The organism is Arenivirga flava (genome assembly GCF_030161575.1).
Taxonomy (GTDB): domain Bacteria; phylum Actinomycetota; class Actinomycetes; order Actinomycetales; family Microbacteriaceae; genus Arenivirga; species Arenivirga flava.
The window spans coordinates 643,888-659,262 of record NZ_BSUL01000001.1; the positions used below are offsets into that span (position 1 = coordinate 643,888).

14 protein-coding genes and 2 pseudogenes are annotated in these 15,375 nt (G+C 71.2%); 6 read left to right on the forward strand and 10 right to left on the reverse strand.

Annotated features, from left to right (window positions below; translation table 11 throughout):
- Window positions 1-44: 44 nt before the first annotated feature.
- Both QQK26_RS03120 and QQK26_RS03125 read left to right on the forward strand, forming a co-directional pair.
- Entirely contained in the window at window positions 45-545 is a 501-nt protein-coding gene (locus tag QQK26_RS03120) for a hypothetical protein (RefSeq protein WP_284229957.1), read from the forward strand.
- Window positions 434-1,996, forward strand: a complete 1,563-nt coding sequence (locus tag QQK26_RS03125; RefSeq protein ID WP_284234421.1) for an alpha-glucuronidase — start codon at window positions 434-436, stop codon at window positions 1,994-1,996. The genes QQK26_RS03120 and QQK26_RS03125 overlap by 112 nt, the downstream gene beginning before the upstream one ends.
- Before the next feature lie 93 nt (window positions 1,997-2,089).
- Here the strand turns inward: QQK26_RS03125 and QQK26_RS03130 are convergent, their stop codons facing one another.
- The 8 genes and pseudogenes from QQK26_RS03130 to QQK26_RS16165 all read right to left on the reverse strand — a co-directional run.
- Entirely contained in the window at window positions 2,090-4,132 is a 2,043-nt protein-coding gene (locus QQK26_RS03130) for a beta-galactosidase (protein WP_284229959.1), read from the reverse strand.
- Entirely contained in the window at window positions 4,129-4,593 is a 465-nt protein-coding gene (locus QQK26_RS03135) for a hypothetical protein (protein ID WP_284229962.1), read from the reverse strand. Before QQK26_RS03135 ends, QQK26_RS03130 begins: the two co-directional genes overlap by 4 nt.
- A complete protein-coding gene (locus tag QQK26_RS03140) occupies window positions 4,527-4,814 on the reverse strand; it encodes a hypothetical protein (RefSeq protein ID WP_284229964.1) in 288 nt (95 codons plus the stop codon). Before QQK26_RS03140 ends, QQK26_RS03135 begins: the two co-directional genes overlap by 67 nt.
- Window positions 4,814-6,451 (reverse strand): ABC transporter substrate-binding protein, encoded by a 1,638-nt coding sequence (locus QQK26_RS03145; RefSeq protein WP_284229966.1) that lies wholly within the window; start codon window positions 6,449-6,451, stop codon window positions 4,814-4,816. Before QQK26_RS03145 ends, QQK26_RS03140 begins: the two co-directional genes overlap by 1 nt.
- A gap of 44 nt (window positions 6,452-6,495) precedes the next feature.
- On the reverse strand, window positions 6,496-7,365 hold the full coding sequence (locus QQK26_RS03150; RefSeq protein ID WP_284234423.1) for a carbohydrate ABC transporter permease: 870 nt from the start codon (window positions 7,363-7,365) through the stop codon (window positions 6,496-6,498).
- Between the two features lie 50 nt (window positions 7,366-7,415).
- The gene (locus QQK26_RS03155; protein ID WP_284229968.1) at window positions 7,416-8,453 is read right to left on the reverse strand and encodes an ABC transporter permease; all 1,038 of its coding nucleotides are present in this window, start codon (window positions 8,451-8,453) and stop codon (window positions 7,416-7,418) included.
- The gene (locus QQK26_RS16160; RefSeq protein ID WP_348519983.1) at window positions 8,450-9,511 is read right to left on the reverse strand and encodes a glycoside hydrolase family 3 C-terminal domain-containing protein; all 1,062 of its coding nucleotides are present in this window, start codon (window positions 9,509-9,511) and stop codon (window positions 8,450-8,452) included. The genes QQK26_RS03155 and QQK26_RS16160 overlap by 4 nt, the downstream gene beginning before the upstream one ends.
- A 260-nt stretch (window positions 9,512-9,771) precedes the next feature.
- Window positions 9,772-10,788, reverse strand: a pseudogene (locus QQK26_RS16165) (glycoside hydrolase family 3 protein); the annotation flags it as partial.
- 242 nt (window positions 10,789-11,030) lie between these two features.
- Between QQK26_RS16165 and QQK26_RS03165 the strand changes: the two are divergent.
- Together QQK26_RS03165 and QQK26_RS03170 are read left to right on the forward strand one after the other, a co-directional pair.
- Window positions 11,031-12,074, forward strand: coding sequence for a LacI family DNA-binding transcriptional regulator (locus QQK26_RS03165; protein ID WP_284229970.1), 1,044 nt, complete (start codon window positions 11,031-11,033; stop codon window positions 12,072-12,074).
- Window positions 12,075-12,084: 10 nt separating this feature from the next.
- Window positions 12,085-13,077, forward strand: a complete 993-nt coding sequence (locus QQK26_RS03170) for an acetylxylan esterase (RefSeq protein WP_284229971.1) — start codon at window positions 12,085-12,087, stop codon at window positions 13,075-13,077.
- A gap of 62 nt (window positions 13,078-13,139) precedes the next feature.
- Here QQK26_RS03170 and QQK26_RS03175 read toward each other — a convergent pair whose 3' ends face one another.
- Entirely contained in the window at window positions 13,140-13,370 is a 231-nt protein-coding gene (locus tag QQK26_RS03175) for a hypothetical protein (protein WP_284229974.1), read from the reverse strand.
- Between the two features lie 293 nt (window positions 13,371-13,663).
- Entirely contained in the window at window positions 13,664-14,059 is a 396-nt protein-coding gene (locus QQK26_RS03180) for a hypothetical protein (RefSeq protein WP_284229976.1), read from the reverse strand.
- Between the two features lie 139 nt (window positions 14,060-14,198).
- Between QQK26_RS03180 and QQK26_RS03185 the strand changes: the two are divergent.
- Window positions 14,199-14,594, forward strand: a pseudogene (locus QQK26_RS03185) (DUF4192 family protein); the annotation flags it as partial.
- An 8-nt stretch (window positions 14,595-14,602) separates the two neighbouring features.
- A complete protein-coding gene (locus QQK26_RS03190; RefSeq protein WP_284234425.1) occupies window positions 14,603-15,352 on the forward strand; it encodes a DUF4192 family protein in 750 nt (249 codons plus the stop codon).
- The last annotated feature ends 23 nt before the right edge of the window (window positions 15,353-15,375 follow it).

The window sequence follows — 15,375 nt, forward strand, 5'->3', positions numbered from 1 at the left end:
CCGCAACGGAGCGCGCCACCGCGCCGGCGGCGGAAGGAACGACGATGACGACCGACCTCCATCCCGCCTGGTTGCCGGATGCGGCCCTCGCCCCGATCGGCGCCGCCCGCGTCGCGGTGCTCACCACGGGGCCGCTCGCCGCGGCCGTGCGCGCCGAGGTCGAGCGAGCGGTCGCCCTGCACGGCGGCACCATCACCACCGAGCGGCCGGAACTCGTGCTCGCCGACACCGAGGCCGCGGCCGCCAACGAGGCCCACCGCGCCGCGCTGGAGGCCGGCCCCATCCCCGCCGACGGCTACGTCATCGCCCGCCGCGACGGCACGACCGCCGTCGTGGGCGCGGGGAGCGCGGCCTGCTGGTCGGGCTCTTCGCCCTGCTGCGCACGCCCGCCGACGCTGAGCTGGTGCGGGACGCCCCGGTGCGCGCCACCCGCATGCTCGACCACTGGGACAACATCGGCAGCCACCCCGTCATGGGCACCGTCGAGCGCGGCTACGCCGGCGACTCCCTCTTCTTCGACGAGCACGGCGTGCGCGCCGACCTGAGCCGCATCGACGCCTACGCGCGGCTGCTCGCCTCCGTCGGCATCAGCGCGATCGCGATCAACAACGTCAACGTGCACGCCCGCGAGGCGCGGCTGCTCACCGACGATCTGCTCGACGTCGCGCGGGTGGCCGACGTGCTGCGTCCCTGGGGCATCCGGCTGCACCTCTCGGTGAGCTTCGCGGCGCCGATGCTGCTCGGCGGGCTGACCACCTCCGATCCGCTCGACGAGGGCGTGCGCGCGTGGTGGCGAGCCGCGACGGATGCGGTCTACGCGGCGATCCCCGACTTCGGCGGCTACCTCGTCAAGGCCGACTCGGAGGGGCAGCCCGGCCCGTTCGCCTACGGCCGCGACCACGCCGACGGCGCCAACGCGCTCGCCCAGGCCCTCGCCCCGCACGGGGGCGTCGTGCACTGGCGCGCCTTCGTCTACAACCACCATCAGGACTGGCGCGACCGCGGCACCGACCGGGCCCGGGCCGCCTACGATCACTTCGCCCCGCTCGACGGCCGCTTCGCCGACAACGTGGTGCTGCAGGTCAAGCACGGGCCGATGGACTTCCAGGTGCGCGAGCCGGTCTCGCCCGTGCTCGGCGCGATGCCGCGCACCCGGCTGGCGCTCGAGCTGCAGGTGACGCAGGAGTACACCGGCCACCAGCGGCACGTCTGCCACCTCGAACCGATGTGGCGCGGGGTGCTCGACTTCCCGCTGCCCGACCGCCCGGTCGCCGAGCTCGTCGACGACGTGGTGGCCGTCGCCAACGTGGGCACCGATCGGTACTGGACCGGGCATCCGCTCGCCCAGGCGAACCTCTACGCCTTCGCGCGCCTAGCCTGGGGCGCCGAGGGCGACCTGCTCGAGGAGTGGCTCACGCTGACCTTCGCGGGCGCCGAGCCCGAGGTGGTCGACACGGTGCGCGACCTCATGGCCGACTCGTGGCGCACCTACGAGCACTACACGGCGCCCCTCGGCGTCGGCTTCATGGTCGCGCCAGGACACCACTACGGGCCCGATGTCGACGGGTACGAGTACTCCCGCTGGGGCACGTACCACTTCGCGGATCGCGACGGCATCGGCGTCGACCGCACGGTCGCCACGGGCACCGGCTACGCGGGCCAGTACCCCGAGCCGTGGCGCAGCGCCTACGAGTCGCTCGAGACCTGCCCCGACGAGCTGCTGCTCTTCTTCCACCACGTGCCCTACGGCCACCGGTTGCGGAGCGGCTCGACCGTCATCCAGCACATCTACGACACGCACGTCGAGGGCGCGGCCGAGACCGAGCGGATGCAGCGCGCCTGGCAGGGCGTGCAGGGCCGCGTCGACGACGCCCTCCACGAGCGGATCGCCGAGCGCCTCGCCGAGCAGGTGCGCTCGGCCGCCGAGTGGCGCGACCAGATCGGGGCGTACTTCCAGCGCAAGTCCGGCGTGCGGGACGAGCGCCTGCCGGCCTGAACCGGGCACGACGAAGGGCCCGCTGCGGATCGCAGCGGGCCCTTCGTCGCGCGGCAGGCCGGGCTCGCGCGACCTGGCGGCGCGCGCGAGGACTCAGTCCTCCCGCAGCACGATCACGTCGCGCGGCGCGATCGTGAGGGTCTGGCCTTGCTCGATGCGCGCGCCAGTCAGCACATCCACCCCGCTGGCGTGGGCGATGACCTCCACCGGCTCGAGGCCGTGGTGCAGCAGGAACGCGAAGCGACCGCCGGTTCCCTGGCGCACGGCGAACTCGAGGTCGTGCGCACCGGCGTAGGGACCGACGAGGCCGTGCCGCTCGAGGATCGGCGCGAACAGCCGCGCCAGCGCCGCGTCGTCGGCATGGGCGGCCACGTACCAGGCCTCACCCGAACCGACCGCGTTGCGGGTGACGACGGGGCGGCCGGCGTAGAAGTCGTGCTCGTAGACCGCCTCCGTCTCGGCGCCCTCCGGAACGAGGAGCTCGAAGACCAGGCTCGCTGAGCCCTCGACGCCGTCGGCCCAGCGCACGCCGTTGACCTCGCCCGGCGGCAGCGAGTCCGTCTCCTCCACGCGCACGCCGAAGAGCGGGGCGAACGGGCCGGGTGCGTCGCCGAGGAAGGCGTTGTCGCTCGCATCCACCCGCCCCGTCAGGGCGCTGGCGACGACGGTGCCGCCGCGCTCGGCGACGGCGCGCATCCGCTCGGCCACATCGTTCTGCACCAGGTGCAGCTGCGGCGCGACGACGAGGTCGTAGCCGTCGAGGTCGTCGTGCACCGAGATCACGTCGAGGTCGACACCGGCCTGCCAGAGCGCGCGGTGGTAGGCCTGCACGACGGCCGGGTAGGCGAGGTGCCGGTTGAGGCCGTCGGTGATCTCGCTGGCCCACCAGCTGTTCCAGTCGAAGACGAGGGCGGCCCGCGCCGGCGTGCGAGCGCCGAGCAGCGCGTCGCCCACCCGCTCGAACTCGGCACCGAGCGCCGCGGCCTCGCGGAAGGAGCGCGTGTCGGTGCGGCCGGCGTGGTCGAGCAGGGCGCCGTGGTACTTCTCGCAGGCGCCCGGCGACTGCCGCATCTGGAAGTAGAGCACCGCATCCGCTCCGTGGGCCACCGACTGCCACGACCACAGTCGCAGCACGCCGGGACGCTTGACCGGATTCACGTCGCGGCTGGCCGTGATGGTGGGCGTCTGCTCCATCACCCAGAACGGATCGCCCTGCTTGAGGCCGCGCATGAGGTCGTGCGTGAGCGCCATGCGCGCGTGCTCGCGGTCGCCGGGCGGGTAGTTGTCCCACGAGACGAAGTCGAGGTGCTCGGCCCAGCGCTGGTAGTCGAGCGGGCGGAACATCCCCATGAAGTTCGTCGTCGCCGGCGTCGTCGCGTCGTGCGCGCGGATCGCGGCCTTCTCGTCGAGGTAGTTGCGCAGCATGCTGTCGCTCATGAAGCGCAGGTAGTCGAGGGTGTTGCCCTGGAACGCGGTGTGGTTGGGGCCGCGCCAGTGCTCGCTGAGGATGTTCGGCGGCACGATCTCGTCCCAGTCGCCGTAGGTGTGCGACCAGAACGTGGCGTTCCAGGCGCGGTTGAGCTCGTCGAGGCTGCCGTAGCGCTCGCGCAGCCACACGCGGTATGCGATGCCGCAGTTGTCGCACCAGCAGCCGCCGTCGAAGCCGCCGTACTCGTTGCCGATGTGCCAGGCGACGAGCTGCGGGTGGTTGCCGTAGCGCTCGGCGAGGCGGCCGGCCAGCGCGGGGGAGAGGCGGCGGAACACCGGCGAGTTCGGGCAGTGGTTGTGGCGCTGCCCGTACCGGTGCTTGCGACCCTGGAAGTCGACGCGGGTCACCTCGGGGTGCTGGTGGGCGAGCCACGGCGGCAGCGCGCCGGTGGCGGTGGCGAGCACGAAGCTGCGACCCGTCGCCACGACGTGCTCGATGATCGCGTCGAGCTGGCTGAAGTCGAACTCGTGCTCCGAGGGCTGCAGCTGCGCCCAGTCGAACACGCCGAGCGTCAGGGTCTCGATGCCGGCCTCGGCGAACGCCGCGGCGTCCTCGTCCCACACCTCCCGCGGCCACTGCTCGGGGTTGTAGTCGCCGCCGTAGAGGATCTTGCGGGCGGCGGCGTCGGTGCGGTCGGTGAGCGTCACGAGACGAAGTTCTCCTCGATGTCGGAGCGGATGGGGCGGGTGCCGTGCAGCAGCACCAGCGCGAGGACGGCGCTGAGCAGGATCGGCACGAGCTCGGAGAGCAGCACCAGCGAGGCGGCGATCACCACCGCCAGCGCGAGCGTCGCGAGCGTCGACCGCGGCGAGCGGACGACGTAGTAGGCGGCCAGGCGCAGCACGTCGCGGGTGCGCAGCGCGTACAGGGCCGTGATGACGAGGGCGTTCGCGGCCACGAGCAGCAGCACGACGAGCAGCACGACGGTGATCGCGCCGAGCACCTCGCCGCCGGGCACCGCGTCGGCGCCCAGCAGGTTGATGCCGAGCACGGTGGCGGCGCCGAGGGCCGGCACCCACCACCGCAGCACGGGCAGGGCGTTCAGCCGGTAGCCGCGCCAGAAGTGGCGGGCCGGCTGGAGGAGGGCTCGGCCAGCGCCCGCCGCCACGCGAAGAGCGCGGCGGCGAGCGACGGGCCGAGCGGCACGGCCGCGAGGGCGACCAGGGGCAGGTTGCTCGCATCCGCTCGCAGCAGCAGCAGCATCGCGATGCCGGGGCTGGCCGTCAGCAGCAGCAGTCCCTGGTACACGAGCACGTGGTAGACGGCGAGGGCGCCTCGGGCGAGGGCCCCCTCACCCGCCTCCCGGCGCTGCGGAGCGGTGGCGGTCATCAGCCGTTCGCCTCCTCGAAGCGCTCCGCGGCGCCGTTCACGAGGTCGACGTAGGTCGAGGAGCCCTTGGCCTCGAGCTCGGCGACGTAGGAGTCCCAGTCGTCGAGGCTGCGGTCGCCGAGGATGAACTGCAGCGTCGCCTGCGCCGTGAAGTCGGCCAGCGGCGTCTCGAGCAGGGTCGCCTGCTCGCGCTCGGCCTCGCTGAACGGGTAGGCCGGCGGCAGCGGCAGCGTCTCCTTCTCGTTCATGGCGGCCTGGAACACGAGCTCCTCCTCGGAGAAGGTCGACTGCAGCAGCTCGGTCGGGCCGCCGTACGCGAAGACGCCGTTCGAGAAGCCGAAGTCCTTCTGCAGGTGCTTCGTGGCACCCGGGTTGAGGCCGACGAAGTCGATGTCCTCGGCGAGCACGCGCTTGCCCTCGGCGTCCTTCGTGAAGGTGGTGCCCTCGACGCCCCACTTGGCGAACTCGAGGCCGGCGTCGGAGTACCAGAGCCAGTCGATGAACTGCATCATCGCGACGAAGTCCTCCCGCTCGGTGGCGGCGGAGCTGATCATGATGCCGTTCTCGAGCTGCGTGGTGCCGCTGATGACGTTGCCGGCGGGGCCGGCGGGCAGCGGGATCTTGACGACCTCCGCATCCGGCTGGGTGTCGGCGAGCGTCGGGCGGTAGTCGTTCACGAGCGTCTGCGCGTTCGTGCTGATGGCGAAGGAACGCCCGTTCGTGAACTTCTGGATGGCGGTGTCGTCGTCCTGCGTGAAGCTCTCGGGGTCGACCAGTCCCTCCTCGACGAGGGAGGACACGTACTCCACGAAGTCGCGGTACTCGTCGGTGCCGCCGGTGTAGGCGAACTCGCCGGAGGCCTCGTCGAAGGTGGCGTCGTTGTAGCCCCAGCCCGCGGAGGTGCCGTAGGTCATCGCCACCAGGCTCAGGAAGTTGCCGCCCGGGGTCGGCACGTTGAAGCGGTCCGACAGCGGGTACATGTCCGGGTACGCGGCCTTGACGGCGCGCAGCACGTCGCGGAACTCGTCCCAGTCGCCCGGTGCCTCGAGGCCGAGCTCGGTCATGATGTCCTGCCGCACGGCGATGGTGTAGTCCTGCCACGGGTTCTCGTGCAGGCCGGGCAGCACGTAGAACTCGCCGTCCTCCTGGCGCAGCGTGTCGAGGTTGTCCTCGAGACCCCAGCGCTCCACCTTGTCCGTGAAGTTCGGCATGAGGTCGAGGTAGTCGCTGACCGGCAGCACCGCCCCGGAGGCGACGAAGGGCGTCTCCTGCCCGGCGTAGGTCTTCGGCAGGATGGGCGGGGCGTCGCCGGCGCCCACGAGCAGGCTGCGCTTCTGCTCGTAGTCGCTCATCGGCACGATGGTCGGCTCGAGCGTCACGTTCGTGCGCTTGCCGAGCTCCTCCCAGAAGAGCCAGTCGTCCTTGATCGGGTAGTTCGGGTGCTCGCTGTAGAGGATCGGGAAGGTCAGCGCCTCGGTGGCGGTGAACTGGTCGCCGACCGCGTACGCGTCCATCGCGCCGAGCGTCTGCTCGCTGACGTCGACGTCCTCGCTGCTGCTGCCGCAGGCGGCGAGGCCGAGGCCCAACGCCACGGCGGCGCCGACGCCGCCCGCCCTGAGGAGTGCTCGTGACTTCATGCTGTGTTCCTTTCGTAGCCGACGTCGCTGTCGGGGGTGGTGGGTCAGCCCTTGACCGAGCCGAGCATGACGCCCGACACGAAGTAGCGCTGGATGAACGGGTAGACGCAGAGGATCGGCAGCACCGTGAGCACCATGGTCACGGCCTTGATGTTCGAGGCGACCTGGGCGAGGTCGCCGCTGCCGCTGCCGAGCGAGCTCGCCGTGGAGGCACCCGCGATGAGGTTGCGCAGGTAGATGGTGACCGGGAACAGCTCCTGCTGGTTGAGGTACAGGAACGCCTGGAACCAGGAGTTCCAGAACGTCACCGCGTAGAAGAGCACCATCGTGGCGATGACGGCCTTCGACAGCGGCAGCACGATGCGCAGCAGGATCCCGTACGTCGAGAGCCCGTCGATCTGCGCCGCCTCCTCCAGCTCGGCCGGCAGGTTCTCGAAGAACGCCTTCATGACGAGCAGGTTGAACACCGAGATCGCGTTCGGCAGCACGATCGCCCAGATGCTGTTCGTGAGACCGAGGCTCGAGATGAGCACGTAGTTCGGGATCAGCCCGCCGTTGAAGAACATCGTGAACACGGCGATGCCGATGAGCAGGCCGCGACCGCGGATGTTCCGCTTCGAGATGACGTAAGCGTACGTCGTGGTGAGCACCATGGCGATCGCCGTGGCGACGACCGTGTAGAGCACGGTGTTGCCGTAGTTGCGCCAGAACATGCCGTCGCCCATCACGAGTTGGTACGTCGTGATGTTGAACCCCTGCGGGATCAGGTTGACCTCGCCGGCGCGGATGAAGGACTCCCCGCTGAACGACTGGGCGATGATGTTGAGGAAGGGGTACAGGGTGACGAAGACGACCCCCAGCAGGACCGCGCCGTTCACGACCTGGAAGACGCGGTAGCCGCGCGAGTCCTTCATCCGCTTCGGACGGTTCGAGCGGATGCGGGGGCGGTCGTCGTTCGTGATGGTCACCACAGGCTGGTCCCGACTACTCGGCGCGAGATCGCGTTGGCGGAGAGGATGAGGGTGAGGCCGATGAGGGCCTCGAACATGCCGATCGCGGCGGCGTAGCTGAAGTTGTTCGACTCGAGGCCGACCCGGTACAGATACGTGGCGATCACGTCGGCCGTGGGATACGTGAGGGGGTTGTAGATGAGCAGGATCTTCTCGAAGCCCACCGCCATGAAGGTGCCGATGTTGAGGATCAGCAGCGTGATCATGGTCGGGCGGATGCCCGGCAGGGTCACGTGCAGCGTCTGCTTCCAGCGGTTCGCACCGTCGATGCGGGCGGCCTCGTAGAGGCTCTGATCGATCTGGGTCAGCGCCGCGAGGTAGAGGATCGTGCCCCAGCCGACCGTCTGCCACACCTCGGAGGAGACGTAGACGGTCAGGAACCACTCGGGCCGCTGCATGAACGGCACGGCATCGCCGCCGAAGGCCCGCACGACCTGGTTGACCGTGCCCTCGAGGGAGAGCAGCTGCAGCAGCATGCCGGCGATGATGACGATCGAGAGGAAGTGCGGCAGGTACGAGACGGTCTGCACGAAGCGCTTGAAGTAGCGGGTGCGCACCTCGTTGAGCAGCAGCGCCAGGATGATCGGCGCCGGGAACGCGATGAGCAGCGAGACCAGGCCGATGGTGAGCGTGTTGCCGAAGACGTTCCAGAACGTGGGGTCGTTCAGGAACATCTCGACGTAGCGCAGGCCCACCCACTCCTCGCCGAAGATGCTGCCGCCGGGCTGGAACCGGCGGAAGGCGATGACGTTGCCGGCCATGGGCAGGTAGCGGAAGATCAGGAAGAAGGCGAGCGGTAGCAGCACCAGCGTGTAGAGCTGCCAGTCGCGGCGGATGGCCTTGCGCCAGGGGAGCTTGCCGCGGCCGGTCGCCGCCCGGCCGCGTCGACCGCGCGGCGGGCGGGCCTCGGCGGCGAGCATCGCGCTCGTGGCCGCCTCCGGTCCGCTCGCGCGAGCGCCGTCGGGGGCGGTCGTTGGTTCGTGCAGGCTCATACCGGCACCGCCTCGAACGCCTCGACCCTCGCGGTCGCGAGCAGTTCGCGGTCCTGCCCGACGCGGCGCTCGGCGCCGACGGAGACCAGGTCGAGCTCGGCGACCACGTCACCGCTCGACCGAGCGACGCGCAGCTGCACGGCGCCCGGCTCGACGATGCGGTGTCCGGCCCGTCCCGTGAAGGAGAGCAGGTCGGCGTGCACCGTCAGCACGACGCGGGCGCTGGCCCCCGGCTCGAGTGCGACGCGCTGGAAGCCGACGAGGCGCTGCACCGGGCGCACGACCTGCGCGACTGGGTCGTGCGCGTAGAGCTGCACGACGTCGGCGCCGCTGCGCTCGCCCGTGTTGGTCACGGTCACCGCGACCTCGACGGCCGAGTCGACCGGCCATTCCTCCGCGCCGCCGAGGATCTCGACGCCGCTCCACGCGAAGTCCGTGTAGCCGAGGCCGTGACCGAAGGGGTAGAGCGGGGTCGGGTCGATGTTGGAGACGCCGGAGCGCTGACCGAGCGGTGCCGTCAGGTAGGTGCCCGGCTGTCCGCCGGGGTCGCGCGGGATGCCGACGGGCAGTCGACCGGAGGGTGAGACGGCGCCGGTGAGCACCTCGGCGATCGCCGGACCGCCCTCCTGGCCGGGGAAGAAGCCCTGCAGCACGGCCGCGGCGCGCTCCGCGATGCCGCCGAGCGCGTAGGGGCGACCGGTGAGCAGCACCACGACGACCGGCCTGCCGGTGTCGAGCAGCGCCTCGAGCAGTTCGCGCTGCACGCCGGGCAGCCGCAGGTCCGCGGCATCGCAGCCCTCACCGGAGGTGCCACGGCCGAAGAGCCCGGCCCGGTCGCCGACGACGGCGATCGTCACGTCGGCGTCCCGAGCGGCGGCGACGGCCTCGGCGAAGCCGCTGCGATCGTCCGTGTCGACATCGGCGCCGCGTGCGTGCGCCGCGGCGAGGCCGGCCTCGCGCAGCGAGCCGAGCACGGTCGGGATGTCGAGGCCGATCGGCACGTCGGGATGCTGCGAGCCGACGTGGGCGGGGAAGGAGTAGCAGCCGAGCATGGCCATCGCCTCGTCGGCCAGCGGACCGACCACGGCGAGGCGTGCATCCTGTGCGAGGGGAGCGCCCCGCGGTTCTCGAGCAGCACGAGCGACTCGCGGGCGAGCCGCCGGGCGAGGTCGCGTGAGTCCGCGTCGTCGAGCACGGGCGTCTCGGCAGCTGCGACCGCGGCCGGGTCGTCGAGCAGGCCGATGGCGATCTTCTGCTCGAGCACGCGCAGCAGGGCGCGGTCGACGAGCGCCTCGTCGACGCGCCCGTCGAGCACGGCCTCGCGCAGCGGCGCGCCGAAGGCGTCCACGGTGGGCAGCTCCACATCCACGCCGGCCTCGAGCGCGAGCCCTGCGGCCTCGCCGCCGTCGCCGGCCACCCTGTGCAGCCGCTCCAGGAAGCGCACGCCGAAGTAGTCGGCCACCACGGTGCCCTCGAAGCCCCACTGCTCGCGCAGCAGCTCCGTGAGCAGACGGCGGTCGGATGCGGAGGGCACACCGTCCACATCCGAGTAGGAGTGCATGACGGAGCGGGCGCCGCCGTGGCGCAGCGCGGTCTCGAACGGCGGCAGGATCACGTCCGCGAACTCCCGCGAGCCCATGGAGACGGGGGCGAGGTTTCGGCCGGCGCGCGACGCGGAGTAGCCCGCGAAGTGCTTGAGGGTCGCGATGACGTCGCTGCCCTCGAGGCCGGCGACGTAGCTCGCCCCGATCGCGCCCACGAGGTACGGGTCCTCGCCGATGGTCTCCTCGGTGCGCCCCCAGCGGTGGTCGCGCGCGACGTCGAGCACGGGAGCCAGTCCCTGGTGCACGCCGGCGGCCCGCATGCTGCTGCCGATGCGCCCGGCCATCTCCGCCACCAGCTCCGGATCGAAGCTCGCACCCCACGACAGCGGCACCGGGTACGCGGTGGCCCGCCAGGCGGCGAAGCCGGCCAGGCACTCCTCGTGCACGAGCGCGGGGATGCCGAACCGGCTGTTCGCGGCGATCGCCGCCTGCGAGGCCTCCAGCGAGCGGGCCCCGGCGACGGGATCGACGGGCGCGGTGCCGTAGGGGCGGGTGAGTTGACCGAGGCCGTGGCGGATGGTCTCGTCCCAGTCGAGCGAGCCGGCCATGTCGGACTGGTGCGGTGCGACGCCGCCCCCGGAGGCGTCCGCGCCGACCCAGACGCCGACCAGCTGCGCGAGCTTCTCGTCGAGCGTCATGCGGGTGACCAGATCCTCGGCGCGGGCGCGCGCCGGCAGCGACGCGTCACGCCAGGCCTCGAGCGGATGCTCGTGGGGATGGGGCTGCGGCATGGGACTCCTTCGTCTGCGCTCGGTGGCGCAGCCGAGGGGCGCGAGCCCCGCATCCACGACACCGTGTTTCGAAACTTTCGCTCTTGAGAGCGATAGTCGTTGCACCGACCGTAGGGCGCAGTCGCCCGGTCGTCAAGCCGTTTTCTGCAGGAGTCGTCTCGATTGTTTCGAGACCGTAGAGGGAACGCGCCCGCTCTGCTAGCGTCGCCCCGATACTTTCGCTCGATGAGAAGGGCGCTCCGTTGACGACGACGAGTCCTGCCGACAGCCCTGCGGGCGCGCCCGCCACGATCGCTTCGATCGCCGCCGAACTCGGGGTCTCGGTGCCCACGGTGTCGAAGGTGCTCAACGGCCGCGCCGACGTCGCCGCCGACACGCGCGCCCGCGTCGAGGGCGCGCTGCAGAAGCACCAGTACCGGCGGCGCACGCAGGCGACCGGTCCTCGATCCGCTCCGCTCATCGACCTGGTCTTCCACGAGCTCGACTCGGCGTGGTCGATCGAGATCATCAAGGGCGTGCGCCGCACCGCCGGCGACCTCGGCATCGGCACGGTGCTCTCGGAGCTCGGCGGGCGGCACAGGCCGCAGCAGAGCTGGCTCGACGGGGTTCTGGCACGGCGGCCGCTCGGCGTGCTGCTGGTGCTCTCGCGCCTCGAGGCCGCGCAGCAGCACCAGCTCGAGAGCCGCTCGATCCCGTACGTCGTGCTCGACACCGACGGCGAGCCGCAGGCCGATGTGCCGACGGTCGGCTCGAACAACTGGATGGGCGGGCTCTCGGCCACCCGGCACCTGCTCGAGCTCGGCCACCGCCGCGTCGCGGTGATCTCCGGGCCGGCGGACGTGCTCTGCTCCCGGGCGCGCATCGACGGCTTCCGCAGCGCGCACGACGAGCTCGGCGTGGGCGTCGACCCCTCGCTGGTCCGCTACGGCGACTTCGAGGTGGAGGGCGGCTACCGCCACGGTCGCGAGCTGCTCGACCGCCCGGACCGGCCCACCGCGATCTTCGCCGGCTCCGACATGCAGGCGCTCGGCGTGCTGCGCGCCGCACGCGAGCTCGGCATCGACGTGCCCCGCGAGCTCTCGGTCGTCGGCTACGACGACCTGCCGCTCGCCGCGTGGGTCGGCCCGGCGCTGACCACCGTGCATCAGCCCCTCGTCGAGATGGCGGCCACGGCGACGAGGATGCTCGTCGACCTCTCGCGCGGCGTGCCGCCGAAGCCGCCGCGCATCGAGCTGCAGACCCAGCTCGTCGTCCGCGAGAGCACCACCGCCCCGCCCGCCGTCTGAAGGAGGCCCCGTGGCCCAGTTCGATCTGCCCCTCGAAGCGCTGCGCGAGTACCGTTCGGACTCGCCCGAGCCCGACGGCTTCGACGCGCACTGGGCGCGGACGATCGCCGCGGCCCGAGCGCACGACGTGATCCTCGAGCGGCGACCGGTCGAGACGGGGCTCAGCGCCGTCGACACGTGGGACGTGCGCTTCGCCGGCTTCGACGGGCATCCGATCGCCGCCTGGTGGACCGTGCCGCGCCACCGCCGGGCGCATCGCGGCGTGGTCGTCGAGTACCTCGGCTACGGGCGCGGGCGCGGTCTGCCCCACGAGCGCCTGCTCTGGTCCGCCGCCGGTTACGCGCACCTGCTCATGGACAGCCGCGGGCAGGGCGGCCAGCACGGCAACGGCGGCGACACGGTCGACCCGGTGGGCACGCCCCCGTCGGCCACGGGCTTCGTCACCCGCGGCATCGCCGACCCGGCCGAGCACTACTACCGGCGCCTCGTCGCCGACGCCGTGCGGGCGGTCGACGCCGCCCGAGCGCTGAACGGCGAAGCGGATGCGCCGGTCGTCGTCTCCGGCAACAGCCAGGGCGGCGCGCTGGCCCTGGCCGCGGGCGGGCTCGTGCCGGACGTCTCGGCGGTGCTCGCGGGGGTGCCCTTCCTCTGCCACCCGCGCCGCGCCCTCATGATCACGGAGGCGTCGCCGTGGTCGGAGGTCGTCAACTACCTCTCGGTGCACCGGGATGCGGTCGACGTCGCCCTCGGCACACTCGACTTCGTGGACGGCGTGAACTTCGCCCGGCGGGGTCGCGCGCCGCTGCACGCCAGCGTCGGCCTGCGCGACACGGTGTGCCCGCCGTCGACGGTCTTCGCGGCCTTCAACGCCTGGGGCGAGCACGCCGAGGCCGCGGTGGACCGCGAGATCGAGGTCTACCCTTTCAACCACCACGAGGGCGGCGACGCGGTGCACACGCGTCGGCAGCTCGACTGGCTCGCCGGGGTGCTCGGGGGCTTGTGAGCGTGTCCGACGCCTGAGGGCCACTGTGCTGCGGGAGCTGCTGACATCTGAGGCCGAACGGCTCAGCTACCCAACAACGCTTTGAAGATCTCGATGAGACCAGCGAGAGCACTCAAGCCAACGGCCAGAGCCGAGGCGATGCTGAGCTTCGGCGAGTACTTGCGCGGAAGCCAATGGATATCGATCATCTGTCGGCTTAGCCTGCGGGACGCGTCGGCTCGCCAAACGGCCGCCAGCCCCCAAGCCGTCTCGACCTCGTCCCGTCTTGCGCCGTCGATCGAGCCGGCTGCCATGTCGCAGAGGCGCGTAGTTGCCTTCGAGAGCGACGCGGAGTTCCTGGTGAGCGGGACAGAGGCCCGTCGGCCGAAGGAGGCGAGGAAAGAGCGTCGAGCCATGCGCTCGAGCGGCCGCAGGGTTCGAGAAGTGGATGAGCCGAGACGGACTGAAGATCGAGAAGGGTCGCTGAGATTCGACAATGCATCCGCTAGGTGCATAGCGCCGCCAAGTTCAGGAGGAAGGATCTTCCGCGGCAGGAGCTGCAAGAGAGCCGCCGGCGTAATGGCCCCGAGCGCCGTCCAAAGATAGATCAGCAAGAACGGCAGCAGCCAGGAACGATGTCCAACCCCTCCAAGCTTGAAACGTTGACAAGCACGACGGCGCTGGCAAGGGCGATGAGGCCGATCAGCAAGAAGGGGATCGTCGCAATACTGGCCCAGGACCTGGCGCGTTCTGCTTGAACCGCCATCCGCTCGAACTCGTCGATGGCCTGGTGATCCGCGGGGCGGGATGCTCGGAGCAGCGAAAAGCCGCGGGCATGGCCAGGTCGGGAGAACCAACGCCCTTCGCCCCGTTCCAGGTACCAAGCCCGCTCGCGGGGGTAGGAGGGAAAGGTGAAGGTCAACCAGACAAGCGCCGATCCTGCAATCGCGATGAAGCCACCCCAAAGGGCTGTGTTGGACATGAGATCGAGAAAGAAGTTCACGACTACACCTCAGCCGGAACGGCCGACATAGCCGGCTCCTCCACGTGACTACCGAACGAACGTCCCTCCACAATGAGTCGTTTGCCGGCGGGCTTGTGGAACTCCGCCCGGGGAGCCAGCGAGCGCGCACGCTGACGGCATGACCACCGCGACCCCGATCATCCGCTCGTCCAACGGTGCCGAGTTCCTCGGCACGGTGCCCGCCCTCGCCGGCTTCAGCCCGGCCGACAGCGTGCTCGCCATCCCCTTCGAGGGTCGGCGCACCGTCGGCGGGGTGTTCCGCTTTGATCTGCCGAAACCCAGGTCTCGCGAGGTGCACGACCAGCTGGCCTCGCTGCTGCTCGGCAACCTCAGCCGCTTCGAACGGGTCGACGGCGTCGTGCTCGTCGTCTACGCGCCCGGCCCGTTCCCGAACGCCCGGGCCGCGCACGACCGACTGCGCCGCACGATGGAGCGACGGCTGCGCGACGGCGGCTTCCGCATCGTCGACAGCTTCCTCGTCGCCGAAGACGGCTGGGCGAGCTGGCAGGAGCGCCGCAGCCCGTGGGCCGGGCATCCTCTCGAGCAGATCGAGCACGGCGAGGTGAAGGAGCGAGCGGATGCGGCCCGAGGCGCCCTGCGACCCATCCGTGCGCAGGCGGCGCTGCCGGACCCGGAGCCTCACCTGCGCGGCCTGCTCGACGACGCCGCGCTGGCGTTGCTGGAGTTCGAGGCCGAGGTCGACGCCTTCGGACGCGTCGTGCCGGCGGCGCCGTACGAGCGCAGCGCCTTCGTGGAGCAGCTGCTCGAGCACGACGCGGAGGCGCTGACGGTGCGGCAGCTCGCCCGCCTCGCGGTGCTCGCGGTGGTGCCGAGGAGCGGGACGAGTCGCTGCTGCAGATCGGCTTCGGCGTCGAGGCAGGTCGGCTCGCAGAACGCAGCAACGACGCGATGCACGCCGAACGTGAGCGCACCGGCGAGACGCTCGACGAGGTCGCCGCTCGGAGCATCAGCGCGGACGACCGCGCCATGCTCGACATGATGCTCGGCGAGACCCGGCGCCGGCCCGATCCGGACCGCGTCCAGCGGGCGATCGACGCGCTGGGTCGGGTCGCTGCGAACACGGGGGCCGCGCTGCAGCCTGGTGTGCGCTGCATGCTCGGGTGGCTGCACTGGGCGCTCGGCGAGGGCACGGCGGCGGGCATCCACCTCGACGAGGCGCTGCGCATCGACCCCGGCCACGGCATGGCCCAGCTGCTGCACGCCGTGCTCGGCACCGGCAAGGTGCCGGAGTGGGCGTTCGTGCGTGATTGACGCCAACTTTACTGATCCGTAAA

Bases quoted from the DNA above. Each gene is read 5' to 3' on its own strand.
- QQK26_RS03120 (WP_284229957.1), top strand. From the start codon at position 45: ATGACGACCGACCTCCATCCCGCCTGGTTGCCGGATGCGGCCCTCGCC.
- QQK26_RS03125 (WP_284234421.1), top strand. From the start codon at position 434: ATGCTCGACCACTGGGACAACATCGGCAGCCACCCCGTCATGGGCACC.
- QQK26_RS03140 (WP_284229964.1), bottom strand. From the start codon at position 4,814: ATGACCGCCACCGCTCCGCAGCGCCGGGAGGCGGGTGAGGGGGCCCTC.
- QQK26_RS03145 (WP_284229966.1), bottom strand. From the start codon at position 6,451: ATGAAGTCACGAGCACTCCTCAGGGCGGGCGGCGTCGGCGCCGCCGTG.
- QQK26_RS03150 (WP_284234423.1), bottom strand. From the start codon at position 7,365: ATGAAGGACTCGCGCGGCTACCGCGTCTTCCAGGTCGTGAACGGCGCG.
- QQK26_RS03155 (WP_284229968.1), bottom strand. From the start codon at position 8,453: ATGAGCCTGCACGAACCAACGACCGCCCCCGACGGCGCTCGCGCGAGC.
- QQK26_RS16160 (WP_348519983.1), bottom strand. From the start codon at position 9,511: ATGGCCATGCTCGGCTGCTACTCCTTCCCCGCCCACGTCGGCTCGCAG.
- QQK26_RS03175 (WP_284229974.1), bottom strand. From the start codon at position 13,370: ATGGCAGCCGGCTCGATCGACGGCGCAAGACGGGACGAGGTCGAGACG.